The organism is Sagittula sp. SSi028, assembly GCF_048553715.1.
In the GTDB taxonomy this organism is placed as follows: Bacteria; Pseudomonadota; Alphaproteobacteria; order Rhodobacterales; family Rhodobacteraceae; genus Sagittula.
Window position 1 is genome coordinate 412,504 of sequence record NZ_JBLZNC010000001.1, and the last position, 23,262, is coordinate 435,765.

Below are 23,262 nucleotides of genomic sequence, written 5' to 3' on the forward strand. Positions count from 1 at the left end.
AGGCACGCAAAAGCCGCCCCATTAGGGGCGGCTTTTGTCGTGATTGGTGGGTCCCGTGACCTTACCAGAAAGCGGTGATATAGCTTTGAGCCGCTGGGCGGCCCATCGCCTTTGACGCGGCGCGGACATCGGCAACGATGCGGCGCTCCCCCGCACACCAAAGATAGGCCTGCGGCGTGGCGGTCATGGCGGCGATCGCCTGCTCTGCCATCTGCGCCTGCGCGCCGGCCTCAGCAAAGGTAACCTTAACACGCGGGTGATCGGGCAAAGGATAAAGCGGGCCGGGCTTTGACGGGTACAGCGTGAACGACCCTGTCAGATCCGGATTGGCCTCGAGAATGCGGGCCACAGCCGGATAGGCGGTCTCATCACCAAACCCTGCGATCTGCCCTGACATCCGGCAGCCACCCCCGCCCGGCGCGGTGGTCAGGACCTGCACCCCCATCGCCACCTGCCGCGCCCACCTTGTCGCGCAGCCCCCGTCATGTTCCATCACATCAAAACTGACAGTGCCAGCGGCGGGGTCCACATGACGCGCGGTGTAGACGGGCAGATGCAGTTTATTTTCGCCCTTGGGCCATTGGGTTGCGCCATTCGGCCCTAGCGTCGGCCAAACCGGATCACGCCCCTCGGGCGGCAGGCACAGCCGGAAATGGATCGCCTCATCGGAGAAGCGCGAGACATCCCCCGCAAGCGTGATCCGGATAAACCCGCAGTTCAGATGCGCACGATCCGTCACCGTTAGGTCGACGATATTTGCGGGACGTTGCGCTGTGGTCGTCGCGTCGTTCCAACGGATCGTTTCGGCAAGTTGCGGGTGCTGCGCGCCGATCTGATCGACCAGCGCGTCCTTGAGAACCTGCAGGTAATCTGCGTGGGGGGCGGTGATCTCGGCCTGAAGGCCATCCTCGGCGGGCGCAAAACACACCCGCCCGTAGTAGGTTTGCACAGCCGTGCCCCGCGCATCATCGAACACAACCGGCATGTCGTGTTCCTGCGCTTGTGCCAGTGCTGCTTGCCGCATCAAGGCAAAGGGCAGGCCGTGGATCATGGCCTTGGCTATAGTCTCAGACATGACCGGGCGCCTTTTGCGATGCGACGTGCCACAAAAACGGGATCACCGCGATGGAGACAGCGCAGGCCCCGGCAAAGAACACGCCGTAGCCGAAATGCTCGGCAACGACGCCGGCGGCTGTCCCCGCCACCATAGACACGCCAGCGTCCATACATTGGAACAGGGTGAAATCGACGCCGCCCTGACGGGGATCCGACCAGTTCATGAATTGCCCGTATAGCGCGACAAAGCCAAAGGCCATCACAGCGGCGCTGGACACCATGGCCACGGGGGCAACCGTGCTGGCGGGCAAGACCAAATCGCCGGCGGACAAGGCCACAAGGGCCAAGATCAGCGACTGCAGCGCAACCGCCCCGACCAGAACCGCACGCGTGCCATAGCGGCGGACAAACCCGCCGCCTGCCATCGCACCGGCAAAGCCCAAGGCCAGACTGCCGACCCCGCTGAGGATGCCCAATTGCGCAAGATCATATCCGGCATCAATGAAATAGGGGCCAAACATGCCCATCGCGGTCTTTTGCGCGACCACATAGAGCGCGGCCATCACAAGGCCCTGACGGACTTCGGGGCGCGCCCATGCCGCCCGAAGGCTGGGCTGATGCGGGCGGGCCGTGGCCAGTGAGGCGCGCGCAAGCCACGCGAAAGGAATGCACAGAACCGCAATCGTCGCGGCCATGGACCACGCGCCCAGGCGCCATCCCGCCTGATCCACGAGGACGAGGAACACACCGCCCCCAATCGCTGCGCCAAGATAGGCCCCGCCGACCTGCGCCGCATTGCCCCAGCCGTAGTGCGTGTGGCGCAAAGCCTCGACCGCGTAGCCGTCACAGGCAATGTCCACCGTCGCTGTGGCAAAGGCCGCGACCATCAGAACGACCAGCAGCGGCAGGACAGGAAAGGGGCCGATCAGCCCGACACACAGCAGAGCCGCCACCACGATGGCCGCGCCCGCCAGAACAATCGCCGCAGAGCGATCCCGCCCGCCATCGGGCAGCCGGAACCGTTCCACCCGTGGCGCCCAGAGGAACTTCAACGCCCATGGCAACACCAGAAGAGAGATAAATCCGATGCGATCCAGCGGCAGCTCTTGCGCGCGCAACACCCCCGGAAGCCCGGTCCATGTCACGCCACCGATCACGCTTTGCGCGATGTAGACGCCACCGATCGACCCGATGACGCCCCATGTTTTGACCGTCTCCCGCATCAGAAACGGTAGGCGATGCTTGCCGTGGCCGTGCGGCCCTCGGTCCGGTAGCAATACCCGGCAGAGCAGGTCTGATCGGTGTTGTCGAAGGCGTTTTTGACATTCACCTGCAAGGCCAGATTGTCCATCCCGACCTCGCCAAAGTCGTAAGACACCGCCAGATCCGTGTAGAACTGTTCGTCATTCTTGAAGGTGTTCTGGTCGTCGCCCCAGCTTTCGCCGACATAGCGCAGGCCCGCGCCAAAGCCCCAGCCTTTCAGCGCGCCCTCGGTGGGTTCATAAAAGCCCCAGATCGAGGCGGTGTGCTCTGGCGTGGCGGACAGGGTCTTGCCCTCGGTGCCGGTGGCGCCCTTTTCGATTTCCATATCGAGGTAGGTGTAGGCGGCGGTCATGCGCAGATCATTGGCAAGGTTGAACTGGCCTCCGACCTCGACCCCTCGGGAGCGCAGATCATAAGGCACCTGAACCTGATTGAGCCCGCCAAACACCGTGGCATCGACGGTCTGGAACACCACGCCGTCTTCCTGTTTGATGTCAAACAGCGAGGCGGTGATCAGGCTTTCGGTGCCGGGCAGCTGGTATTTGATCCCGATCTCTTTTTGCAGACCGCGCGTGGGGTCACCGGCGCGCCCGCTGTCGGGATCGGTGCTGCTGTCATAGACCAGACCTGTGGTCGGCACAAAGCTGCTGGACAGGTTGGCAAAGACCGACAGCTCGGTGTTGACCGCATAGCTGACGCCGAGGCGTCCCGAAAACCCTTCGGCGGTGCTGTCGGTGCCGGTTTCGGCGGCGTCATAGGTGGTGGTATCGACCCAGTCATAGCGCCCGCTGAGGAAGACGGTCCAGGGGCCTGCCACCATCTGGTCGTGCAGGTAGATGCCGTATTGTTCGCTCTCCTGCCCACCGGAATAGGGCTGGTCTATGGCGTCGGTCGCATCCGCAGACACATAACCCACGCCCCCGTAGTAGGCGTCATAAGATGCGCGGGTGAAATCAAAACCACCCACCAGCGTATGGGCCACAGCGCCGGTGGCAATCTGCGCCTCGACGTTCGTGTCCACGCTGAGGTTTTCAGATTTCTCTAGGTAATGCCCCCAGTAACGGCCAAAGCCGTTGCCTGCGGCGTAAATTCCGCTGAATTCCAGATCGGCGTCGACCTCGGAGTAGCGCAGGTTCTGGCGGAGGGTCACGTTATCGGCCAGTTCGTGTTCGACCTCGTAGCCGATGCGCCACTGCTCGTTGACGAAATCGTTGTAGTCGGGGTCACCAACATAGATGTCCGAGGCTTCGCCATAGGCAGAGTTGTAATAGCTCGCCGTCCCGCCACGCGTCGATTTGGCGTATTCGCCCAGAAGCGTGACCGTGGTCCGCTCTGTCAGCTCATAGGTCAGGGCAGGGGCAATCATGTTCAGATCGTCGCTGTAGCCGTCCAGCGGCGTATCGGCATCGCGGGTCACGCCGGTCACACGATAGCTGAGCCGCCCGTCATCACCCACAGGCCCAGAGACATCAAAGGCCAGTTCCTGATAGTCATCCGTGCCAAAGGTCAGTTTGACCTCGTTAAACGCTACGTCCTTGGGGCGTTTGGACACCACATTGACGATGCCGCCCGATCCGCTGACCCCATAGGCCGAGGACGATGGCCCCTTGAGCAGCGAGACCGCCTCCATGCTGTAGGGGTGGTTTTGATACCACGCGGAGGGGCCATTGACCTGACGCAACCCGTCGCGGAACAGCCCGTCATAATAGCTGGAGAAACCGCGCAGGTAGATCGCGTCATACCGGCTGTCAAAGCCGAAGTTGGTGGTGTTGGCCCCTGCGTTATATCCGACCGATTCCAGCAGGGTGCGCGGATCCTGATCCTCAATCTGGTCTTGGGTCACCGTGCTGATTGCCTGCGGGATATCGCGGATCGGCGTGTCGACGCGCGTGGCCTGACGCCCGCTTTGCGCGACATATCCATTCTGGACGAGGGTGTCATCGCTCTCGGATTCCAGCGTGAGCGTGCCAAGATCCTGGATGTTGCTGTCCTGCGCACGCGCAGCGGTGGTCCAAGCGGTCGAAGAAACGGCAGTGAGCCCTGCGATCAGGGCAATACGGGAAACAAGCATGTGGCCTCCATCAGTGCCTTGGCTGATCGGTGGCTGAGGCGTTTGCGCATATCTGACAGATTCGCTCAGATTTTACCAGATGCGGTCAATGGTCTGCAGATAATATCGTGGCGTCACAGGGGGCGGATTTGTTCGGCAGCGCATCCGTCGCAGCGCCCGCCGCACGGAAAGGCTCAGCTGCGTCGCAAATAGCGATTGCGTTACAGTATAACATTGCGTTACAACTTCGCGACCGATCAAAAGCAGTTCCCGTGACCAAGCCATCTGAAAACACCGTGCAGATCATCCGCATCGCACCACTGCACAACGCCGGTAAAGCGCAGCCAAAGGCCCGCATATCCGCGGTTAGGGCAGGGCACTGCGATCCGGCCCGTCACGCCGCACCCTTTCCACTCCCGCGGTCATCCCCCGCCGCGACCCGCACCCCGATATAGGAGAAAACCATGTCCGCCATCGATACCCGTTTGCCCGTCACTGTCCTGTCCGGTTTCCTCGGCGCCGGTAAGACCACGCTTCTGAACCGCGTACTCAACAACCGCGAGGGCCGCCGCGTCGCGGTGATCGTCAATGACATGTCGGAGGTGAACATTGATGCCGACCTGGTGCGTGATGGGACCGAGCTGTCGCGCTCTGAAGAAAAGCTGGTCGAGATGTCCAACGGTTGCATCTGCTGCACCCTGCGCGATGACCTGCTGAAAGAGGTGCGCGCCCTGTCCGAAGAGGGCCGCTTTGACTATCTGCTGATCGAAAGCACCGGCATCTCGGAGCCGCTGCCTGTGGCTGCGACCTTTGATTTCCGCGAAGAGGACGGGCAAAGCCTGTCGGACGTGGCGCGGCTGGATACAATGGTGACGGTTGTTGATGCGGTGAACCTGCTACGCGACTATTCCAGCCATGATTTCCTGACCGACCGTGGCGAGAGCCTTGGCGATCAGGATGACCGCAGCCTTGTCAGCCTGCTGACCGAGCAGATCGAATTTGCCGATGTGGTGATCCTGAACAAGGTCACCGATGCAGGGCCCGACCAGACCGACAAGGCGCGCAAGATCATCCGCGCGCTCAATGCCGATGCCAAGATCATCGAGACCGATCATTCCGAGGTTCCGGCAGAGGCGATCCTCGACACCGGATTGTTCGACTTCGACACCGCGCATGAACACCCGATGTGGGCCAAGGAGCTGTATGGTTTCGCCAACCACGTCCCCGAGGACGAGGAATACGGCATCACCTCTTTTGTCTACAACGCCCGCGCGCCGTTCCACCCCGAACGCCTGCACGCTGTGCTCAATGGCACGCTGCCGGGCACCATCCGTGCCAAGGGGCATTTCTGGATCGCGTCACAGCCCAACTGGGCGATGGAATTCTCGCTCGCGGGGGCGATGTCCTCGGTCAAACCGCTGGGCTGGTGGTGGGCTGCGGTGCCGCAAGACCGCTTGCCCACGCACCCCGACGCGCAGGCAGAGATCGCGCGGCTTTGGGCCGAGCCTTGGGGCGACCGCCGACAAGAGATCGTTTTTATCGGTGTCGGGCTGGAGCGCGAGACGATTTGCGCCAAACTTAACGCGGCCTTGATGGATGTTGAGGAATTCACGCCTGAGGAATGGGCCGATCTGCCAGACCCGTTCCCGCGCATGAACCGCCAACAGGCAGCGTAATGGAGACATCTTTCATGGATATCACTTCGACCGACATCGCCCGGGCCCTGCAAACATGGGGCAATGGCAAAATCGCGATCTCACGCGCCTTTGACGAGGGCGGCATTGATGCGGCCCGCGAGACCGCCAATGCCAATCTTGACAGCTACTATGGCTACGCGCTCGGGCCTGTTCTGTTCAAACCCACCATGGCCAGCGGCGCGCAGACGTTCCGCCCGACAAAGGCTGGGGCCTTGGCCTATTTCTGTGGCCATTCCGACGACTACCCGCTCGATGCGGGCTTTGCCATTCAAGGGTGGCGGTCGATGCACAGTGAAACAGCAGCAGAATTCATTCAGGGCGATATCGCCATGTGGATGGGCTGGGTCAGCCTCACGGACAAGGCGGGGCAGGTGACCAAGGTGGACAAAAGCTTTGGCTACAAACGCGATGCCGAGGGCGTCCTTCGCATCGTACTGCACCATTCGTCGCTGCCTTACCAACCCTGACAAGCGGGAGTGCGCTGGAACACAGCGCGGGCCCCTATGGGACAGGTGATCGTTTCGACGTCGGCAATTGGGAGGAGGGCCATGCCTGCGGTATCGCGCGTTCTGGTCGTATTCCGAACGCGTCTTGAGGCGATGCTGGCGGGGTAAGCGAGGGGCGCAGCGGGGCGTTATGCCGGTCTTTCGAGAATTTAATTGTAACGTTATAAAATAACATATAGAGGGACTCGTAAGCTACCCAAGGAGTTCACCATGTCGCGCAAACTGATTCTCGGAACTGTATCGGCCATTGGCCTTGCCACCGCCGCCACGGCTCAGGTGCCCAGAGTGTCCGCCGATATCGCGCCGGTGCATTCACTGGTGGCGATGGTCATGGGGGAGCTTGGCAGCCCTGATCTGCTTGTTAGGCCCGGTGCCTCCCCGCATGGCTATGCGATGCGCCCCTCCGAGGCCGAGGCCTTGGATGCTGCCAATCTGGTTTTCTGGATCGGCGAGGGGCTGGAGCCTTGGCTGGAAGGTCCACTGGAGTCGCTTGGCTCGGACGCGCATATCATCGCGTTGACAGAGGTCGACGGCACTACGGAACTGGCGGTTCGCGAAGGCGCGACCTTTGAAAAGCATAGCCATGGGGAAGACGAAGATCATGGCAACGGTCACGATGACCACGCCGATCATGACGACCACGCTGATCATGATGATCATGACGATCATGAAGACCACGCGGATCACGACGACCACGCCGAGCATGAAGATGAACACGACCACCACGCGCATCACGGGCCTGACCCGCATGCCTGGCTCGACCCGGAAAATGCGCGGCTCTGGCTAGGTGTGATTGCCGCTGAATTGTCGGAAATCGACCCTGACAACGCCAGCACCTACAGCGCAAACGCGGCCCTTGGTCAGGAACAGATCGACGGGGCGATCAACGATGTTCTCGCCAGTCTCGAAGCGGTGCGCGGCAAGGACTTTGTCGTCTTCCACGACGCCTACCAGTATTTCGAGGCGCGCTTTGACATTCCGGCCGCCGGATCGATCCGCGTGGGCGACAGTTCTGATCCCAGCCCGACCCGCATCCGCGAGATCCACGACAAGGTTGAGGAACTGGGCATCACCTGCGCCTTCTCCGAGCCGCAGTATAATCCCAACATGATCGACACCGTCTTTCGCGGGTCCGAGGCGACCGTCGGGATCCTTGATCCGCTGGGCGCTGATCTGGAGCTTGGGGCCGACCTATACCCCCAGTTGATCCGCACTCTCGGGTCAAATCTTGCCGATTGTCTGGGCGAGAGCTGAGCGTGACTTGACGGGGGCGCGAAGGCGCCCCCATCTGGCGATCATGCGACATCTCATTCCCCTGACCCTCCTCGTGACGTCTTTTGTGACATACCTCCCATCCCGCACAGAGGCGCATCCGCATGTCTTTGTCGATGTGACGGGGCTGTTCGTGATGAACGAGGCCGGACAGCTCGAGGCCGTGCGAATCCACTGGCTCTACGATGCCTTCACCACCCTTGTGGCCGTCCAGAACCTGGGCCTTGATCCCGACCGCGACGGTGTTTTCGACGTGGCCGATTTCAGTCGGATCATTGCGGGGGAAACCGATTGGGCGCCGGAGTACGAGGGGGATACCTACTTGCGGATCGGCGGCGAAAAGATGCCCCTGTCCCGCCCGCAAGAACCATGGGCCGAAGCGCCGGGTGATCAGATCGGCGTGGGCTTTACCCTGTATCTGGACGCGCCTGTGGACATGGCGGGCAAAACGGCGGTGCTCGAGCTTTACGACCCGATTTATTACTACGCCTACACGGTCACAGACCAAAGCGCGGTGGACGGGCCACTGGGGGAATGCACCTTTGACATCGTCCATTTTGATCCCGACGCCGAGACCGCCAAGCTGCAGCGCCAGCTTCAGGCGCTGTCGCGCGAGGCGATCCCCGAGGACCCCAATGTCGGCGCGCTGTTCGCCGAGAAGCTAGAGCTGACATGTCCCTGACACGCATCACCGTTGTTCTGCTGGCCGTTCTGGCCGCCGTTGTTGTTCTGTGGACGCAGGTCGACACCTCGCGGCTGACGTGGTGGGCGGCGCAGGCGCAGCGGGATATTCAGAACACCATGGCCGCAGGGGTACGCGCGGTGCAGCGCGGCGATGCTGGCGCGCTGTTGTCGCTGTGCGGTCTGACATTTGCCTATGGTGTGGTCCATGCCCTCGGTCCCGGACATGGCAAGGTGCTGCTGGGCGGCACGGCCTTGGCCAACCGCGCGCGGCTGCGGCGGCTGGCAGTGCTGACCCTGCTGTCGAGCCTTGGGCAATCGCTGACGGCGATCTTGCTGGTGTTGATCGGTGTTGGCCTGATCCGCGTCACCAGCACGCAATTGGTGGACGTCACCGAGGAGGCGCTGGCGCCTGTAAGCTTTGCCTTCATCGGGGCGATCGGGCTTTGGCTGGCATATCGCGGTATGCGCGCGCTGTGGGGCCTGCGGTCTGTGACGCATCACCACGACCACGACCATGCCCATGAACACGGCAGCTGTGGCTGCGGTCATGCCCACGGGCCGGAGCTGTCCGACATTCGCGAGGACATGAGCCTGCGGGAAATGGCCGCGCTGGTGATCAGCATTGCCATGCGACCCTGTTCCGGCGCGCTGTTTCTGTTGGTGATCTGCTGGCATTTGGGGATTTTGCCAGCGGGGATCTTGGCGACCCTTGCCATGGGGCTGGGGACGGCGGTGCTGAACCTTGGGGTGGCCGGGGCGGGCTTGGGACTTGGCCGGCTGGCGGTGCGTCTGGACCCGAACGGCAAGTTGAGCCTTGCCGCGCCCGTGATGCAGATCTTTGCCGGGTCCCTGATTGTGCTGGCGGCTGCGGTAATGTTGCGGCCATTCCTGCTGGCCTGAAGGCGTCGTTCCGGCAAACAGGCCGAGCGGTTACCCCCGCCTTATAAAGGCGGGGCTACGATCAGCAGCAGCTACAGGATGTGCCGTGCGAGAAATCAAAGTCGTCATCGGTCAGCGGCGCGTCGCCGGAGAATGCCGCGGCACGCACGCGCAGGGCCGCCGACAGCTTGGTCAGCATCTCGGGCGTGGGGGCGTCTTTCATCGGCAAAGCGCCTTCGAGCCGCGACAACTGGCGTTCAGACAGGCCCGAGAGTTTCGCAAGCTTGGGGCGACCGATGCCGCGCAGTTTGCGGATTTCGGTCAGCCGTTCGGGAGAAATGGCAGTCATGACGGTGGCTCCTGATGCAGCGGGGGTGATGCTTCGCCCTAGCGCAACCGGCGGGGCAGAATCAATGGCGGTGCGTTTGTGCGTTGGCGCAGCGCGTCGGCAAAGGATGGCCAAACAGGGCGCACAGGCAAACGCAATCTTCGCCGGGATGAGAGGCGTAGGGCAGGGGAGGCTTGTGCGGCGGCGACGTTACCAAATCGGACGTGGAGAGATGTCTGGTAGGCCCGGCAGGACTTGAACCCGCAACCAAGGCGTTATGAGCGCCCTGCTCTAACCAATTGAGCTACAGGCCCACCGTACCGGCTTGAGTAGGGCGCAGATGCGGCAACGTCAAGATGTGGAACGCATCCCCCGGGCCTTGCATTGACCCTGCAGACACAGGAGATCCGATATGAAACACTTCGACGAAGGCGACAGCGTGAAATGGGAATGGGGCAACGGCGAAGGCACCGGCACCGTTCAGAAGAAATACACGCAAAAGATCACGCTCAAGATCAAGGGAACAGAGGTCACCCGCGACGCCGATGACGACAACCCCGCCTACAAGATCAAACAGGATGACGGGGATGAGGTGCTCAAGAAAGGTTCCGAACTCTCGGCGGCCTGAGACTTTGTGCGCCACAGTGCGTCCTGCATGCCTCGAGGACGTTGCAGCGCGGCTGCCTTTGCGGTAATCGCCCTGCAACGCGGTTTCGGAGAGCACCATGAGCGACGCAAAGAACGGTCTCACTTATGCCCAGGCGGGCGTGGACATTGACGCGGGCAACGCGCTGGTGGAGCGGATCAAACCCGCCGCCAAACGCACCAACCGCTCTGGCGTGATGTCGGGGCTTGGCGGCTTTGGCGCGCTGTTCGATCTCAAGGATGCGGGCTACAACGACCCGATCCTTGTGGGCGCGACCGACGGTGTGGGGACCAAGCTGCGCATCGCGATCGACACCGGTCATGTGGACGGTGTGGGCATCGATCTGGTGGCCATGTGCGTCAACGATCTGGTCTGCCAAGGGGCGGAACCGCTGTTCTTTCTCGACTATTTTGCGACGGGCAAGCTGGACACCGACACGGCCGCACGGGTGATCGAAGGCATCGCCGAAGGCTGCGTACGCTCCGGTGCGGCGCTGATCGGTGGCGAGACGGCCGAGATGCCCGGCATGTACCCGGCCGGTGATTTCGATCTGGCGGGCTTTGCGGTTGGCGCGATGGAACGCGGCACGGCGCTGCCCGATGGCGTGGTCGAAGGCGACGTGCTGCTGGGGCTGGCCTCGGACGGGGTGCATTCCAACGGCTATTCGCTGGTGCGCAAACTTGTCGAAGTCTCGGGTCTGGGCTGGGACGCCCCTTGCCCCTGGGGTGGTGAGACCTTGGGCGCGGAACTGCTGGCCCCGACACGTCTTTACGTCAAACAATGTCTGGCGGCTGTGCGGGCAGGGGGCGTGCATGCGCTGGCCCATATCACCGGCGGTGGTCTGACGGAGAACCTGCCACGCGTGCTGCCCGAAGGTCTGGGTGCCCAGATCGATCTGGATTCTTGGGAGCTTCCGGGCATTTTCCAATGGATGCGCTCTGTCGGGGGCATCGAAGAGGCGGAAATGCTGAAAACCTTCAACTGCGGAGTCGGCATGATCCTTTCGGTCTCTGCCGATCAGGCGGACGCGCTGACCGATCTGCTGCGCGGCGAGGGCGAGACCGTCTATCGTCTGGGCCATGTCACCGCGGGCAGCGGCGTCACCTACAGCGGCGCGCTGTAAGGGGCGCGTCGATGCAGAACCCGACTGTCATGCCGGTCAACTGGCCTGTGGAACCTCTTCCCGCCTCGGCAGAGATGGAAGTGGTGTTCAACACCCAAGGCGCGCCCGTTCTGGCGGTGATGCCGCCGATCCATTGGCCCGACACCCCGCAGCCGCCGCGTGATCTGACGCCGCGCGCCTTGCCGTTCCGACAGGACTGACATGACGAAAGTGGCGATTTTTGTCTCGGGCGGCGGGTCCAACATGGTGAAGCTGGTCGAAAGCATGACCGGCGATCACCCCGCGCGCCCTTGTGTGGTGCTGTCGAACCAGCCTGATGCCGGTGGATTGCTCCGCGCCCGCGACATGGGCGTGCCGACGGTGGCGGTGGATCACAAACCCTTTGGTAAAGACCGCCCCGCCTTTGAGGCCGCCTTGCAGGAAGCACTGGCCCCGTTCGAACCCGATCTGATCTGTCTGGCCGGGTTTATGCGGGTGCTGACTGCGGGTTTTGTCACCCCTTGGGAAGGGCGGATGCTGAACATCCATCCCTCGCTTTTGCCGAAATATCGGGGCCTGCACACCCACGCCCGCGCGTTGGAAGCAGGCGATACCGAGGCGGGCTGCACCGTGCACGAGGTCACCGCCGAGCTCGACGACGGGCCGGTTCTAGGGCAGGCCCGCGTACCGGTAGCGGCCTCCGACACCCCCGACACGCTTGCCAAGCGCGTGCTGGGGATGGAGCATCAGCTTTATCCGGCGGTGCTGCGCCGCTTTGTCGAGGGCACGCGGGACACGCTTTATTTGCCGTAGATCGCACCCCGTTTCCCCCGCGCAGCAAATGCGCTAGAACGGGCAAACCGCCGTGCGATGAACATAAGAACGGATTACCCTGCGCATGCAGACGATTTTGACGACAGACGATCTTGCCCAGTTTTGCGACCGTGCCAAAGGCCAGCCCTATGTGACCGTTGACACCGAATTTCTGCGCGAACGGACCTATTATTCCAAACTCTGCCTTGTGCAGCTGGCCTTGCCCGGTGCCGATGGCGAGGCGGTTCTGGTCGATCCGCTGGCCGAGGGGCTGTCGCTTGATCCGCTGATGGATCTGTTCCGCGATGAAACCATCGTCAAGGTGTTCCACGCGGCGCGTCAGGATCTCGAGATCTTCTTTATCGATCACGGTGTGATTCCTGCGCCCTTGTTCGACACGCAGGTGGCCGCGATGGTCTGCGGCTTTGGCGAACAGGTGGGCTACGAGACGCTGGTGAAAAAGATTGCGCGCCAGCAGTTGGACAAATCCAGCCGCTTCACCGATTGGTCGCGCCGCCCGCTGACCGAGGCGCAAAAGACATATGCGCTGGCGGATGTGACGCACCTGCGCCAGATCTACGAATTCCTGTCCGGCAAGCTCGAGGCCAGCGGCCGCGCCCGTTGGGTGCACGAGGAACTGGCCGTGCTGACCGATCCCGCCACCTATGTCACCAAACCGCAAGACGCGTGGAAGCGGGTCAAGACGCGGTCGAACAGCCCGCGTTTCGTGGCCATCGTGCAAGAGCTGGCGGCCTTCCGCGAGGGCTATGCACAGGAACGCAACATCCCCCGCAACCGCGTGTTCAAGGATGACGCCTTGGTCGAACTTGCCTCGACCAAGCCGCAGAATGCCGGTGATCTGGGACGCTCCCGCCTTTTGCTGCGTGAAGCGCGCAAAGGCGCCATTGCGGACGGTATTCTGGCGGCGGTGAAGGCCGGTGTCGACCGTCCGAAAGAGGACCTGCCCAAGGTCGAGGACAGCCGGGACCGTCTGCAGGTGAACCCTGCGCTTGCCGATCTGTTGCGTGTGTTGCTCAAGGCCAAGACCGAACAATCGGGCGTCGCGTCAAAGCTGATCGCGCCTTCCAGCGATCTTGACGCCATTGCCGCAGGACTGCGTGACGTACCGGCACTGTCGGGCTGGCGGCGCGAGGTCTTTGGCGAGGATGCGCTGCGTCTGTGTCAGGGCCGGATCGCCTTGGCCGCCAAGGGCAAAACCGTTCAGGTGATCGAGCTGTAACCCCATCCCATGTCAGCAAAAGGCCCGGAACGCAGCGCACGTTCCGGGCCTTTTGCGTTCTAGGGGAGCGGTTCAGCGCCGCGCGGTTTGCGCGTTGCTGCGCCCCGTGACGCGGATGGTCGACACGCCCGCCAATTCGTTGTTTGTCACCCAAACGGCGGCGTTGACCGTGCGGGCCGTGGCGGAGCCGCCGCCCAAGCGCGGCTCATCCACCGCCTGAAGCGCAAAGGTCAACACATCGCTGCCCGCGGGCGAGGTCTGGACCAGCCGGACCTCATGCGCCCCTTGATAGCGGGTCTGGCCGCGCGCACGCACCAGCGTCCCACCGGGGCGGGGTTCGATAAACAGGCCGGTCACCGCCTCGACATCGCTGCCCGCATAAGCGTCGTCCTGCGAGGCGCGGAAAATGCTGCGGCGCTGTGGCGGGATCAGCGAATTGCCACTCGCCCCTTCGACTCGGTCAGCGGCGGGCGCGGAATTGCCAAACCAGTTGAACGGGTTCGCACGGGAATCGCGAACAGCGCCACAGCCTGACAGGATCACTGCGGACAGCACCAGTACGGAAATCGGTTTTTGCATTGCGCGCCTCTTGCCTGATTGCCACCGGAGTATCGCAAAGCTTAACGCTTGAAAAGCCTGTAGGGCTGGACCTTTGCCCCTCATCCGCCTACCTGTGCCGCAAGCAAGGAGACGGATATGGCACAGGCGGCATTCGAAAACGTGGTCGAGGATTTCGAGTTTCTCGAAGATTGGGAAGACCGCTATCGCATGGTGATCGAAATGGGCAAGGACATGCCCGAGATGGCCGAGGCGCTCAAGGTTCCGGCCACCAAGGTCGAAGGCTGCGCCAGTCAGGTCTGGCTGCATATCGCGCCGGAAAACGGCCAGTTCCATTTTCAGGGCGACAGCGACGCGATGATCGTCAAAGGGCTGATTGCGCTGCTGCACCGGCTGTATGACGGGCTGCCCATAGCCGAGGTGCCGCAGGTGGATGCCAAGGGTGAATTGGGCCGCTTGGGGCTGAACGATCACCTGTCGGCGCAGCGCTCCAACGGGTTGCGCGCCATGATCGAGCGCATCCGGGAAACCGCCGCAGAGGCCGGTTAACAAAACGGCCGGGAGACCCGATGTCCCCCGGCCAGTCTTTGCATTAGCGCCGGTTTTATGCGCCGCGGGCCAGTGCCGCCACGCCGGTGCGCGCGACCTCGATCAGGCCCAGCGGGCGCATCAGGTCGGCAAAGGCGTCGATCTTGTCCGGCGTGCCGGTCAGCTGAAAGACAAAGCTTTCCAGTGTCGAATCCACCACCTGCGCGCGGAAGATATCCGCCAGTCGCAGTGCCTCGACCCGTTTGTCGCCCGCGCCTTGGACCTTGAGCAGGGCCAGTTCACGTTCCACCGACGCGCCTTCGACGGTCAGGTCATGCACGTCGCGCACGCTGACGATGCGGCCAAGCTGCGCCTTGATCTGTTCGATGACCTGCGGTGTGCCTTTGGTCACAATGGTGATGCGCGACAGATGGCCCTGATGGTCGACCTCGGCCACGGTGAGGCTTTCGATGTTGTAGCCACGGCCAGAGAACAACCCGATCACCCGCGCCAGCACGCCGGGTTCGTTTTCAACCAGAACGGCCAGCGTGTGGGTTTCGGTCACATCCGAAAAGTTCGGACGCAGGTTGTAGGCGGAGTGCTTCGACGAGCCTTTTTTGATGTTTAGAGCGGACATGTGAATGACCCTGTTGTTTGGCGCGTCTACGCCTTTTCGTTCGCAAGGCAGGGGGCGTGGCCCCCCGCAACCCAGATCAGACCAGCACCGCGCCGTCGCCGGCGATGGCGTTTGTGGCCTTGGCGTCTCCCAGCAGCATCTTGTTGTGCGGTGCGCCCGACGGGATCATGGGGAAGCAGTTCTCGTGCTTCTCCACCAGACAGTCGAAGACCACAGGCCCGTCGTATTTGATCATCTCCATGATCGCATCATCCAGATCCTTGGGGTCAGAGACGGAGATCCCCTTGCAGCCAAAGGCCTCGGCGAGCTTGACGAAATCGGGCAGCGATTCCGACCACGAGTGCGAATACCGCTCGCCATGCAGCAGCTGCTGCCACTGGCGCACCATGCCGAGGCGTTCGTTGTTGAGGATGAATTGCTTCACCGGCAGGTTGAACTGCGTGGCAGTCCCCAGCTCTTGCATGTTCATCAGCCAGGAGGCCTCACCGGCGACGTTAATGACCAACGCGTCAGGGTGCGCCTGCTGCACGCCAATCGACGCGGGGAAGCCGTAGCCCATGGTGCCCAAACCGCCCGAGGTCATCCAGCGGTTGGGATCCTCGAAGCCAAGGTATTGCGCCGCCCACATCTGGTGCTGTCCCACTTCGGTGGTGATGTAGCGGTCCATGCCCTTGGTCAGCGCCTCAAGGCGTTGCAGCGCATACTGCGGCTTGATCGTGGTCTCTGACGGTTTGTAGCCGAGGCAGTCCACGGCCTTCCATTCCTCGATCCGTGCCCACCATTTGGCCAGCGCCTCGCGGTTGACCTTGCGGCCGCGCGACTTCCACAGCGCCAGCACGTCTTCGAGCACATGGCCGATGTCGCCCACAATCGGGATATCGGTCTTTATGACCTTGTTGATGGACGAGGGGTCGATGTCCACATGGGCCTTTCGGCTGTCGGGGCTGAAGGCATCCAGACGGCCCGTGATCCGGTCGTCAAAGCGCGCGCCGAGGTTGATCATCAGGTCACAGCCGTGCATGGCCAAGTTGGCCTCATACAGCCCGTGCATCCCCAGCATGCCAAGCCAGTTCTTGCCCGACGCAGGATAGGCGCCCAGACCCATCAGGGTCGAGGTGATGGGAAAGCCTGTGGCCTCCACCAGTTCGCGCAGCAGCTGGCTGGCAGCGGGGCCGGAGTTGATGACACCGCCGCCGGTGTAGAAAACGGGCTTCTCGGCGGTCTCGATCGCCTCGACCAGTTCGGTGATCATGTCCATGTCACCTTTAAGCTGCGGCTGGTAGTGACGGGTCGAGACCGCCGGTTTGGGCTGATAGCTGCCGGAGGCGAATTGCACATCCTTGGGAATGTCGATCAACACCGGGCCGGGGCGGCCTGCGGTGGCGACATGGAATGCCTCGTGGATGGTTTTCGACAGCTGTTCTGTCTCTTTCACCAGCCAGTTGTGTTTGGTGCAGGGGCGGGTGATGCCCACGGTGTCCGCCTCCTGGAAGGCGTCAGAGCCGATCATAAAGGTCGGCACCTGTCCGGTCAGCACCACCAGCGGGATTGAATCCAGCAACGCATCGGTCAGGCCGGTCACCGCATTGGTCGCACCGGGCCCCGAAGTCACAAGCACAACGCCCGGCTTGCCGGTAGATCGGGCATAGCCCTCTGCCATATGCACGGCACCCTGTTCGTGGCGCACCAGAATGTGCTGGATCTCGTTTTGCTGAAAGATCTCGTCATAGATCGGTAGCACAGCGCCACCGGGATAGCCGAATACCGTGTCCACACCCTGATCCTTCAGGGCCTGAACCACCATTTTCGCTCCGGTCATCTGACGTGTCATAACTGTCTCCGATCTTCGACACTTGGACGGTCGCTGCCGCCTTGGATTCCTTTTGCTGCGCAAGTCGCGCTGCGGGCATAAAAAAGCCCCCGGTCGGGTGACGGGGGCGCATGGGGTCCTGTTCAGGGAAACCGTTACCGGCCCATGCGCTGTTCCTGTACGACGACGACTAGGATGTTCATCCCGAAAGCTCCTTGATGCGCGGGTGACACTATGTCGGGCGGGCAGGGGCGTCAACATGCGAAACCGCCCGAAACCGCGTTTTTCCGCGATTATTTTTCCATTTATTGCGTGGGAGGTGCTTTGCGCGGAATTTTAACTCTGTCGTGATGGGTTTTGCCGTGCGAGTACGCGCCGATATCGGCTCAACACATCTGATGTGCGTGTGCGCACCAAAAGCCGCGTCAAAATGCGCCAACCTTGAATTTTCGCCGCGATATCAATGTATGCAGCCTACCGCCAAACCCGCCCACCTGTCAGCCGTGACGCGATTGCAACATTCGCGCGCAATTTAGTGATTTGATCGGGATTAGCCCTTGGCGGTACAAAAGAACCAGAGCCGCAACGCCAAATGACATCATACCCCCGAGGAGGGACAGACATGGCACGCAACATTTTTTACCGCGATTTCACCTTGGCCAAGGCAGTGGCCCTGATGGGTCTGATCGGCATGTCCTGCGCTTTGGGCGGGGTGCCCAAGGCAGCGACCCTGCTGACCGAGGCGCCCGCCGTCGACGCAGAAATCATGCCGGTGTCCTTCGAGATGAAGACAACCCTGTGCAAGGACCGCTGCGGGATCGACCTGTAAGCCGGTCGCTCAGCGTGGGGACAGCGTGACGTTTGTCCCCTGCAGAACGCCGTGTTCCATCGCGTAGCGGGTCAAACCTGCGGTCGTCGCGATGTCCAGCTTGCGCTTGATGTTCTTGCGGTGGGTTTCCACCGTTCGCACAGAGATATCCAGCGCGAGCGCCACTTCCTTGTTCGACTTTCCCTGCGCCAATTGCAACAGCACCGTTTGTTCCCGCGTGGTCAACGGATCGCGCCCGCCGGTGTTGATCGGGGTCAGCGCGCCTTCGGCCCCGGTGCACAGGTAGCGTTCGCCGCGCATCACCGTGTCGATGGCTTCCTTGATCTCTTCGGTCGGCACGTCTTTGAGGACATAGCCGCTGGCCCCATGGCTCAGCGCGGTCGAGACATATTCCGGCGTGTCATGCATCGACAGCACCAGCACCCGCGTGTCCGGCCGCTGCTCCAAAATCATCTCCGTGGCCGACAGCCCGCCCAGACCGGGCATGTTCAGATCCATCACGATCACATCGGGCGACAGTTCGTCCAGCCGGTCGATCATCTGCTGCCCGTCGCCCAGCGTGGCGATGACTGTTATATCATCATAGCTGTCAAGAATGGCCTCGATGCCCTCGGCCACAAGCGGATGATCGTCAACGATTACGACACGTATTGTCATGCCGGGGGCCTTTTTGTGTTGGGGCTGCCTTCTTGTGGCGGCAAGAGATGGGACAGTGGAACCTGCGCCTCTACCACAGTTCCGCTGCGGGTGGAAAGCAGCCTGAGCGCGCCGCCAAGCTGATCCATCCGTTCCTGCATATTGCGCAGGCCGATGCCGCTGTGCGGGCGGGGGCGGTCGGCCATGCCGTGCCCGTCATCCGCAATGCGTAAGGTCGCGCCGGTGCGATGGCCGCGCAGATCCAGTTTCACCTGTGTCGCGCCCGCGTGGCGTTCGACATTGGTCAGCGCCTCTTGGGCGATGCGGTACAGGGCGATCTTCGCCTCTTGGCTTAGCCGGTTGCGAAAGACCACGGTTTCAAAATGCGTCTCGATCTGTGTGCGGGTGCGAAAATCATCGGTCAGCGCCTTCAGCGCGGGACCCAGCCCCAGATCGTCCAGCACGCCGGGGCGCAAATCGCGCGAGATGCGCCGCACCTCCTGGATCGCGGTGCCAAGGTTCTGCGCTCCGGTCTCCAACGTGTCCTTTGCGCGCGGATCGTCATTGGCCAGACGGCGGCGGGCGATATCGAGCGCGTATTTCACCCCCACCAGCAACTGGCTGATCCCGTCGTGCAGCTCGCGGGCGACGCGTCCGCGTTCCTCTTCCTGCGTGTCGAGAACGCGCTGGGTCAGCTCCTTGAGCTTGGCATCGGCCAGACGCCGTTCGCGGATGTTGATGACCAGCCCTGACAGGAACACCAGCAAAAGCGACCCGAATGTGATGACCGCGATCCAGCCAAAGGTGCGCTGCACGCGGGCCTCCGTCTCGGCGCGGGCGGCGGCCACCGTGTCCAGCACGTCATCGATGAACACGCCCGTGCCCACGGCCCACCGCCACGACGGAAAGGACGTCACATAGGTGATCATGCGCGCCTCTTCTCCGGTCGAGGGTTTGGGCCACAGATGTTCCACATAACCCGCGCCCTGACGCGCGGTGTCGATGAAATCGCGCACCACAAAGGTGCCCTCGCCATCGCGGCGGTCCCATTGATCGGTGTTGATGATGTCGGTCTGGCGCGGGGACACCAGATTGTTGCCGTCATAGTCGTAGACGAAAAAGAACCCCTCATCGCCATAGATCATCGCCGCGAGGATCTGCATCACCTGCCGTTTCGCAGCGTCATCGTCGGGGGCGGCGGAGCCGTAGATGAAATAGAACCCGTTGCGCGCCTGTGTGACGTAGTTGCGCAGCTCGCGCTTTTTGGCCTCCAGCAGTTGATGTTCCAGCCCGGCGATTTCGCGTTCCGCAAGGGTGCGTGCCTGACCTGCCACCAAAAGCGCGATTGCCGTCACCGTCAGCACCAGCGGGACCGAGGCCAGCAAAAACAATTTCTGCGCATAGGATATATGGAGTCGCGGCCAGGGCATGCCTGCTATTACCGCAGAAATTTACCCTTTGGAAAGTTGGCCTGCGGTGTTTCTGCGCGCGGACTTGGCGGATCTCAACACCATTTTAACTATGATGCAGCAAAACTGCGGTTATCTGATAGGCTGTCCACAGATCGGAGTGTGACACGGATCATGGCGACAGAGGTCGATCAATTGCCACTCAATGCCCTGCGTGCCTTTGAGGCCGCGGGACGGTTGGGCAGTTTTCGCGCGGCGGCGGATGCCTTGGGCATCACCAACGGGGCGGTCGGCCAACATGTGCGCGGGCTGGAGGACAAGCTCGGCGCACCACTGTTTGAGCGCCATCCGCGTGGGGTGCGGCTGACAGAAGCGGGCTGGCGGATGCATGCCCGTGTGCAGCAGGCCTTTGAGCTGCTGCAAGAGGCCGTGGGGTCGTTGAAGGAAGAGACCGTGCCTTTCCGTCTGGCGGTTGATGCGGCCTTGGTCGAGGTCTGGGGGGAGCTTTGGTCGGCAGATTGGGCGCGTCACGCGCCGGATGTGGTGCTGAAGACTAGCACGACAGGCGCTAAGGATGCGGATCTGGTGCTGAGTGCAGAAAATCTGCCGGCAGGTTTCCAATCCACTCAGGCGCCTTTGGCCGCGATCCGCTGTATTCCCGTGGCGCGGCCCAAGGCGTTGGGCGCGCCGGGGGCACATTTGCTGCATGATCCACGAGATCTGTGGCCGCAGTATATCTGCTACGTCATGGGGCGGCCAAGGCCGCAGCGTTTGGGCGGGCTACGCTTTGCCACACAGACAGAGGCGCTGGCCGCCGCACAGGCCGGGCAGGGCGCGGCCTTGGTTGATTATCTGCTGGCAGCCCCAATGATCGAACAGGGGCTTTTGGAACAAGTCGAGCCGGGCGCCCTGTCAACGGGGCAGTCCTACCGACTCGGTGTACCGGTGGGCAAACCGGCCCATGACGCTACGGCAAAAGTGATCGACTGGCTGCGCGCGCGCCCTGAATTTGTGCAAGCCCCTCACTCAATCCGCGAAGCGGGCGAGTAAAACGCACTTTATGATTGTGTAAACACGATTGTTTGGTCAAATTTCCGCACCACCTCCGTAGCATTGGGTATTCCCACGGCAGGATTCGTTTTCTAGGGTCACTCCACTGAGGAAGCACGGGATGGGGAGTCCCGTGTACATAAAACGAATCTGGGAGGATTCCATAATGGATCGTCGTTCTTTCCTGCGCGCCTCGACTGTGGGCGCGGGTGCAGCTGCCGCGTCTTCGCTGGCGGCTCCGGCTCTGGCGCAAGGCCAGCGCACCCTGACCATGGTCACATCCGTGCCGCACGGCTTTGCCGTTTTCGATGACGCGGCTGTCTATTTCGCCGAAGCCGTCAACGCGATGTCCGGTGGCTCGCTGACCATCGACAAAAAAGCAGCCGGTGAACTCGTCGGTGGCTTCGAAGTGTTCGATGCTGTCTCCTCCGGTCAAGCAGACTGCTACCACTCCGCCGACTACTACTTTGGCGGCAACCACCCCGGTTTCTATTACTTCACCGCCGTGCCGTTCGGCGCGACCGCGACCGAGCTGTCCACATGGTACTATCAGGACGGCGGCATCGAGCTGCACCACCAGCTGGGCGAGATCTTCAACCTGAAGTCCTTCCTCACCGGCACCACCGGCCTGCAGCCGGGCGGTTGGTTCCGCAAGGAAATCAACTCTGCCGATGACTTCAACGGTCTGAAGTTCCGCATGCCGGGTCTGGGCGGTCAGGCTCTGGGCAACACCGGTGCCTCCGTGCAGTCCATTCCGGGCGGCGAAATCTATCAGGCGCTGTCCTCGGGTGCCATCGACGGCGCAGAGTGGATCGGCCCGTTCGCGGACGAGCGTCTCGGCTTCCAGGAAGTCTGCGACTACTACTACACCGCGGGCTTCCACGAGCCGGGTTCGGCGCTCTGCGCGGCCTTCAACCTCGACGTCTGGAACGACCTGTCCGACCAGCACCGCAAGATCATCGAGATCGCGTCGATCGCTACCACCCAGTGGTCGCACACGCAGGGCATCGCCAACAACGGTGCCGCGCTCAAGCGGATCGAAAGCCAGGGCGTCAAGCTGATGCAATTCGGCGACGACGTCTGGGATCTGTTCGGTCGCGCCTCCGTCGAGGCGATGGACAGCTACATGGACGATCCGATGTACGCGGAAATCCGTGGCTCCTTCGAGGACAGCCTCAAGAAGTCCTCGGAGTGGATCCAGCGTTCCGACGCGGCCTATGTCGCACAGCGCGAGCGCGTTCTGCGCGCCTGATCTGACCCGCCAACAGGCAAAGGCCCCCGTATCAAGCGGGGGCCTTTCGCAATGACAGAACCGGCGCGCCGCACGCACGGCCCGCACCGGCAAAACGGGGGACCCTTATGGACGAGAGCAGCGGCTTCGGGATTGTCTGGATCCTGAAAAACTTTGCCTTGGCATTCTATAACCTTGGCTATGCGATCACCCATCCCGCCACATGGCTGGACTGGAGCGACAAGGCATCGCTCATGCGCTTTGTCTATTACGGCGCATCGGTGGAGCTTTTCTTTATCGCCTTCACCTTTTTCGTGATCATCTTCGCCATCGGCGTCTGGAAGAACAGCTTCCTGTGGGGCGTGGTGCGCGGGCTGGAATGGTTCGGCAACTCTATCGGACGGCTGTTTGCATGGGCCGGCTTGCTGATGGTTCTGCAGCAGGTGGTCATCGTCTTCATGCAGCGTATCTTTGCGCGGCCCGACATCGTGTTCGGCTTTGGCCTGCCGCTGCAATATGACGTGTCGTGGTGGTCCGAAGAGCTGAAGCTTTACAACGCGATGGTTGTGACCCTGTGCCTGACCTACACCTTTATCCAAGGCGGCCATGTGCGCGTCGATCTGGTGTATTCGGCGGTGTCCTTCCGCGCCAAGCGTATGATCGACATGATCGGATCGATGATCTTCATGCTGCCGATGGCCGTGCTGATCTGGATGTACACGTGGTTCTTCATGTGGCGTTCGCTGATCGTGCCGCCGGTCAACCCGACCGATCCGCTGGACCGTCTGGTGATGAAGGCGCGCATCCTGCGCTGGAACGTGGAAACCATCGGGTTCTCGCCCAACGGCTTTACCGCCTACTTCCTGTTCAAGGTGCTGATGGTGGTGATGGTCGCGCTGATCTTCATTCAGGCATGGGCGTTTTTCTACCGCTCGTTCCTTGAGTGGAAAGAAGGCCCCGAAAGCGAGGGCAAGTACCTCGACCGTGACGTGCTGGAACAGGGCGAAGAGCCCTATGACCAAGCAGAACTCTAAAGAG

Annotated in this window: 24 protein-coding genes and 1 tRNA gene; 15 read left to right on the forward strand and 10 right to left on the reverse strand. The window is 62.0% G+C overall.

Annotated elements, in window-relative coordinates:
• Window positions 1–61: 61 nt before the first annotated feature.
• Genes ACN5AZ_RS01935 through ACN5AZ_RS01945 form a run of 3 tightly spaced genes read right to left on the reverse strand, consistent with a single transcriptional unit; the run spans window position 62 to window position 4,390 of the window.
• A complete protein-coding gene (locus ACN5AZ_RS01935; RefSeq protein WP_419427157.1) occupies window positions 62–1,075 on the reverse strand; it encodes a siderophore-interacting protein in 1,014 nt (337 codons plus the stop codon).
• Entirely contained in the window at window positions 1,068–2,279 is a 1,212-nt protein-coding gene (locus tag ACN5AZ_RS01940; RefSeq protein ID WP_419427158.1) for an MFS transporter, read from the reverse strand. The genes ACN5AZ_RS01935 and ACN5AZ_RS01940 overlap by 8 nt, the downstream gene beginning before the upstream one ends.
• A complete protein-coding gene (locus ACN5AZ_RS01945; RefSeq protein WP_419427159.1) occupies window positions 2,279–4,390 on the reverse strand; it encodes a TonB-dependent siderophore receptor in 2,112 nt (703 codons plus the stop codon). Before ACN5AZ_RS01945 ends, ACN5AZ_RS01940 begins: the two co-directional genes overlap by 1 nt.
• A 443-nt stretch (window positions 4,391–4,833) precedes the next feature.
• On the opposite strand from ACN5AZ_RS01945, the gene ACN5AZ_RS01950 reads away from it, so the two are divergent.
• The 5 genes from ACN5AZ_RS01950 (at window position 4,834) to ACN5AZ_RS01970 (ending at window position 9,428) form a co-directional block, all read left to right on the forward strand.
• The gene (locus tag ACN5AZ_RS01950) at window positions 4,834–6,045 is read left to right on the forward strand and encodes a GTP-binding protein (RefSeq protein WP_419427160.1); all 1,212 of its coding nucleotides are present in this window, start codon (window positions 4,834–4,836) and stop codon (window positions 6,043–6,045) included.
• A gap of 14 nt (window positions 6,046–6,059) precedes the next feature.
• Complete coding sequence (locus tag ACN5AZ_RS01955) at window positions 6,060–6,533, forward strand: phosphoribosyl-AMP cyclohydrolase (protein ID WP_419427161.1); 474 nt, start codon at window positions 6,060–6,062, stop codon at window positions 6,531–6,533.
• Window positions 6,534–6,782: 249 nt separating this feature from the next.
• Window positions 6,783–7,826: a zinc ABC transporter substrate-binding protein gene (locus tag ACN5AZ_RS01960; protein ID WP_419427162.1), complete on the forward strand. Its 1,044-nt coding sequence runs from the start codon at window positions 6,783–6,785 to the stop codon at window positions 7,824–7,826.
• A gap of 43 nt (window positions 7,827–7,869) precedes the next feature.
• Window positions 7,870–8,526 carry a DUF1007 family protein gene (locus tag ACN5AZ_RS01965; RefSeq protein ID WP_419427163.1) on the forward strand — a complete coding sequence of 219 codons (657 nt, stop codon included), beginning with the start codon at window positions 7,870–7,872 and terminating at the stop codon, window positions 8,524–8,526.
• Window positions 8,517–9,428 carry a nickel/cobalt transporter gene (locus tag ACN5AZ_RS01970; RefSeq protein ID WP_419427164.1) on the forward strand — a complete coding sequence of 304 codons (912 nt, stop codon included), beginning with the start codon at window positions 8,517–8,519 and terminating at the stop codon, window positions 9,426–9,428. The genes ACN5AZ_RS01965 and ACN5AZ_RS01970 overlap by 10 nt, the downstream gene beginning before the upstream one ends.
• Before the next feature lie 61 nt (window positions 9,429–9,489).
• Here the strand turns inward: ACN5AZ_RS01970 and ACN5AZ_RS01975 are convergent, their stop codons facing one another.
• Entirely contained in the window at window positions 9,490–9,756 is a 267-nt protein-coding gene (locus ACN5AZ_RS01975; RefSeq protein ID WP_419427165.1) for a helix-turn-helix domain-containing protein, read from the reverse strand.
• Window positions 9,757–9,972: 216 nt separating this feature from the next.
• Window positions 9,973–10,049, reverse strand: a tRNA-Ile gene (locus ACN5AZ_RS01980).
• A gap of 98 nt (window positions 10,050–10,147) precedes the next feature.
• Between ACN5AZ_RS01980 and ACN5AZ_RS01985 the strand changes: the two genes are divergently transcribed.
• The 5 genes from ACN5AZ_RS01985 to rnd all read left to right on the forward strand — a co-directional run bounded on the left by ACN5AZ_RS01985 (window position 10,148) and on the right by rnd (window position 13,536).
• Complete coding sequence (locus ACN5AZ_RS01985; protein WP_419427166.1) at window positions 10,148–10,363, forward strand: DUF2945 domain-containing protein; 216 nt, start codon at window positions 10,148–10,150, stop codon at window positions 10,361–10,363.
• Between the two features lie 97 nt (window positions 10,364–10,460).
• Window positions 10,461–11,504, forward strand: coding sequence for a phosphoribosylformylglycinamidine cyclo-ligase (purM, locus tag ACN5AZ_RS01990; protein WP_419427167.1), 1,044 nt, complete (start codon window positions 10,461–10,463; stop codon window positions 11,502–11,504).
• An 11-nt stretch (window positions 11,505–11,515) separates the two neighbouring features.
• A complete protein-coding gene (locus ACN5AZ_RS01995) occupies window positions 11,516–11,704 on the forward strand; it encodes a hypothetical protein (protein ID WP_419427168.1) in 189 nt (62 codons plus the stop codon).
• Between the two features lies 1 nt (window position 11,705).
• Window positions 11,706–12,296, forward strand: a complete 591-nt coding sequence (gene purN / locus ACN5AZ_RS02000; protein WP_419427169.1) for a phosphoribosylglycinamide formyltransferase — start codon at window positions 11,706–11,708, stop codon at window positions 12,294–12,296.
• 85 nt (window positions 12,297–12,381) lie between these two features.
• Complete coding sequence (rnd, locus tag ACN5AZ_RS02005; RefSeq protein WP_419427170.1) at window positions 12,382–13,536, forward strand: ribonuclease D; 1,155 nt, start codon at window positions 12,382–12,384, stop codon at window positions 13,534–13,536.
• Window positions 13,537–13,608: 72 nt separating this feature from the next.
• On the opposite strand, the gene ACN5AZ_RS02010 is transcribed toward rnd, so the two are convergent.
• Entirely contained in the window at window positions 13,609–14,115 is a 507-nt protein-coding gene (locus ACN5AZ_RS02010) for a hypothetical protein (RefSeq protein WP_419427171.1), read from the reverse strand.
• A 117-nt stretch (window positions 14,116–14,232) separates the two neighbouring features.
• On the opposite strand from ACN5AZ_RS02010, the gene ACN5AZ_RS02015 reads away from it, so the two are divergent.
• Window positions 14,233–14,643 (forward strand): SufE family protein, encoded by a 411-nt coding sequence (locus ACN5AZ_RS02015; protein WP_419427172.1) that lies wholly within the window; start codon window positions 14,233–14,235, stop codon window positions 14,641–14,643.
• 55 nt (window positions 14,644–14,698) lie between these two features.
• Here ACN5AZ_RS02015 and ilvN read toward each other — a convergent pair whose 3' ends face one another.
• On the reverse strand, window positions 14,699–15,259 hold the full coding sequence (gene ilvN, locus ACN5AZ_RS02020) for an acetolactate synthase small subunit (RefSeq protein ID WP_419427173.1): 561 nt from the start codon (window positions 15,257–15,259) through the stop codon (window positions 14,699–14,701).
• 76 nt (window positions 15,260–15,335) lie between these two features.
• Window positions 15,336–17,090 (reverse strand): acetolactate synthase 3 large subunit, encoded by a 1,755-nt coding sequence (locus ACN5AZ_RS02025; protein WP_419427174.1) that lies wholly within the window; start codon window positions 17,088–17,090, stop codon window positions 15,336–15,338.
• A gap of 601 nt (window positions 17,091–17,691) precedes the next feature.
• Here ACN5AZ_RS02025 and ACN5AZ_RS02030 point away from each other — a divergent pair.
• Window positions 17,692–17,898, forward strand: coding sequence for a hypothetical protein (locus ACN5AZ_RS02030; RefSeq protein ID WP_419427175.1), 207 nt, complete (start codon window positions 17,692–17,694; stop codon window positions 17,896–17,898).
• Between the two features lie 9 nt (window positions 17,899–17,907).
• On the opposite strand, the gene ACN5AZ_RS02035 is transcribed toward ACN5AZ_RS02030, so the two are convergent.
• Together ACN5AZ_RS02035 and ACN5AZ_RS02040 are read right to left on the reverse strand one after the other, a co-directional pair.
• Window positions 17,908–18,555, reverse strand: coding sequence for a response regulator transcription factor (locus tag ACN5AZ_RS02035; protein WP_419427176.1), 648 nt, complete (start codon window positions 18,553–18,555; stop codon window positions 17,908–17,910).
• Complete coding sequence (locus ACN5AZ_RS02040; RefSeq protein WP_419427177.1) at window positions 18,552–19,964, reverse strand: cache domain-containing protein; 1,413 nt, start codon at window positions 19,962–19,964, stop codon at window positions 18,552–18,554. The genes ACN5AZ_RS02035 and ACN5AZ_RS02040 overlap by 4 nt, the downstream gene beginning before the upstream one ends.
• Before the next feature lie 141 nt (window positions 19,965–20,105).
• On the opposite strand from ACN5AZ_RS02040, the gene ACN5AZ_RS02045 reads away from it, so the two are divergent.
• From ACN5AZ_RS02045 to ACN5AZ_RS02055, 3 genes are all read left to right on the forward strand, one after another.
• Window positions 20,106–20,993, forward strand: a complete 888-nt coding sequence (locus ACN5AZ_RS02045) for a LysR family transcriptional regulator (protein WP_419427178.1) — start codon at window positions 20,106–20,108, stop codon at window positions 20,991–20,993.
• 166 nt (window positions 20,994–21,159) lie between these two features.
• On the forward strand, window positions 21,160–22,245 hold the full coding sequence (locus ACN5AZ_RS02050; protein ID WP_419427179.1) for a TRAP transporter substrate-binding protein: 1,086 nt from the start codon (window positions 21,160–21,162) through the stop codon (window positions 22,243–22,245).
• A 107-nt stretch (window positions 22,246–22,352) separates the two neighbouring features.
• On the forward strand, window positions 22,353–23,258 hold the full coding sequence (locus ACN5AZ_RS02055) for a TRAP transporter small permease subunit (RefSeq protein WP_419427180.1): 906 nt from the start codon (window positions 22,353–22,355) through the stop codon (window positions 23,256–23,258).
• Window positions 23,259–23,262: the final 4 nt, after the last annotated feature.

What these genes read in the sequence shown, in the direction of transcription:
- ACN5AZ_RS01935 (WP_419427157.1), bottom strand. Translation starts at nt 1,075, where the DNA reads ATGTCTGAGACTATAGCCAAGGCCATGATCCACGGCCTGCCCTTTGCC.
- ACN5AZ_RS01940 (WP_419427158.1), bottom strand. Translation starts at nt 2,279, where the DNA reads ATGCGGGAGACGGTCAAAACATGGGGCGTCATCGGGTCGATCGGTGGC.
- ACN5AZ_RS01945 (WP_419427159.1), bottom strand. Translation starts at nt 4,390, where the DNA reads ATGCTTGTTTCCCGTATTGCCCTGATCGCAGGGCTCACTGCCGTTTCT.
- ACN5AZ_RS01950 (WP_419427160.1), top strand. Translation starts at nt 4,834, where the DNA reads ATGTCCGCCATCGATACCCGTTTGCCCGTCACTGTCCTGTCCGGTTTC.
- ACN5AZ_RS01955 (WP_419427161.1), top strand. Translation starts at nt 6,060, where the DNA reads ATGGATATCACTTCGACCGACATCGCCCGGGCCCTGCAAACATGGGGC.
- ACN5AZ_RS01960 (WP_419427162.1), top strand. Translation starts at nt 6,783, where the DNA reads ATGTCGCGCAAACTGATTCTCGGAACTGTATCGGCCATTGGCCTTGCC.
- ACN5AZ_RS01965 (WP_419427163.1), top strand. Translation starts at nt 7,870, where the DNA reads ATGCGACATCTCATTCCCCTGACCCTCCTCGTGACGTCTTTTGTGACA.
- ACN5AZ_RS01970 (WP_419427164.1), top strand. Translation starts at nt 8,517, where the DNA reads ATGTCCCTGACACGCATCACCGTTGTTCTGCTGGCCGTTCTGGCCGCC.
- ACN5AZ_RS01975 (WP_419427165.1), bottom strand. Translation starts at nt 9,756, where the DNA reads ATGACTGCCATTTCTCCCGAACGGCTGACCGAAATCCGCAAACTGCGC.
- ACN5AZ_RS01985 (WP_419427166.1), top strand. Translation starts at nt 10,148, where the DNA reads ATGAAACACTTCGACGAAGGCGACAGCGTGAAATGGGAATGGGGCAAC.
- purM (WP_419427167.1), top strand. Translation starts at nt 10,461, where the DNA reads ATGAGCGACGCAAAGAACGGTCTCACTTATGCCCAGGCGGGCGTGGAC.
- ACN5AZ_RS01995 (WP_419427168.1), top strand. Translation starts at nt 11,516, where the DNA reads ATGCAGAACCCGACTGTCATGCCGGTCAACTGGCCTGTGGAACCTCTT.
- purN (WP_419427169.1), top strand. Translation starts at nt 11,706, where the DNA reads ATGACGAAAGTGGCGATTTTTGTCTCGGGCGGCGGGTCCAACATGGTG.
- rnd (WP_419427170.1), top strand. Translation starts at nt 12,382, where the DNA reads ATGCAGACGATTTTGACGACAGACGATCTTGCCCAGTTTTGCGACCGT.
- ACN5AZ_RS02010 (WP_419427171.1), bottom strand. Translation starts at nt 14,115, where the DNA reads ATGCAAAAACCGATTTCCGTACTGGTGCTGTCCGCAGTGATCCTGTCA.
- ACN5AZ_RS02015 (WP_419427172.1), top strand. Translation starts at nt 14,233, where the DNA reads ATGGCACAGGCGGCATTCGAAAACGTGGTCGAGGATTTCGAGTTTCTC.
- ilvN (WP_419427173.1), bottom strand. Translation starts at nt 15,259, where the DNA reads ATGTCCGCTCTAAACATCAAAAAAGGCTCGTCGAAGCACTCCGCCTAC.
- ACN5AZ_RS02025 (WP_419427174.1), bottom strand. Translation starts at nt 17,090, where the DNA reads ATGACACGTCAGATGACCGGAGCGAAAATGGTGGTTCAGGCCCTGAAG.
- ACN5AZ_RS02030 (WP_419427175.1), top strand. Translation starts at nt 17,692, where the DNA reads ATGGCACGCAACATTTTTTACCGCGATTTCACCTTGGCCAAGGCAGTG.
- ACN5AZ_RS02035 (WP_419427176.1), bottom strand. Translation starts at nt 18,555, where the DNA reads ATGACAATACGTGTCGTAATCGTTGACGATCATCCGCTTGTGGCCGAG.
- ACN5AZ_RS02040 (WP_419427177.1), bottom strand. Translation starts at nt 19,964, where the DNA reads ATGCCCTGGCCGCGACTCCATATATCCTATGCGCAGAAATTGTTTTTG.
- ACN5AZ_RS02050 (WP_419427179.1), top strand. Translation starts at nt 21,160, where the DNA reads ATGGATCGTCGTTCTTTCCTGCGCGCCTCGACTGTGGGCGCGGGTGCA.
- ACN5AZ_RS02055 (WP_419427180.1), top strand. Translation starts at nt 22,353, where the DNA reads ATGGACGAGAGCAGCGGCTTCGGGATTGTCTGGATCCTGAAAAACTTT.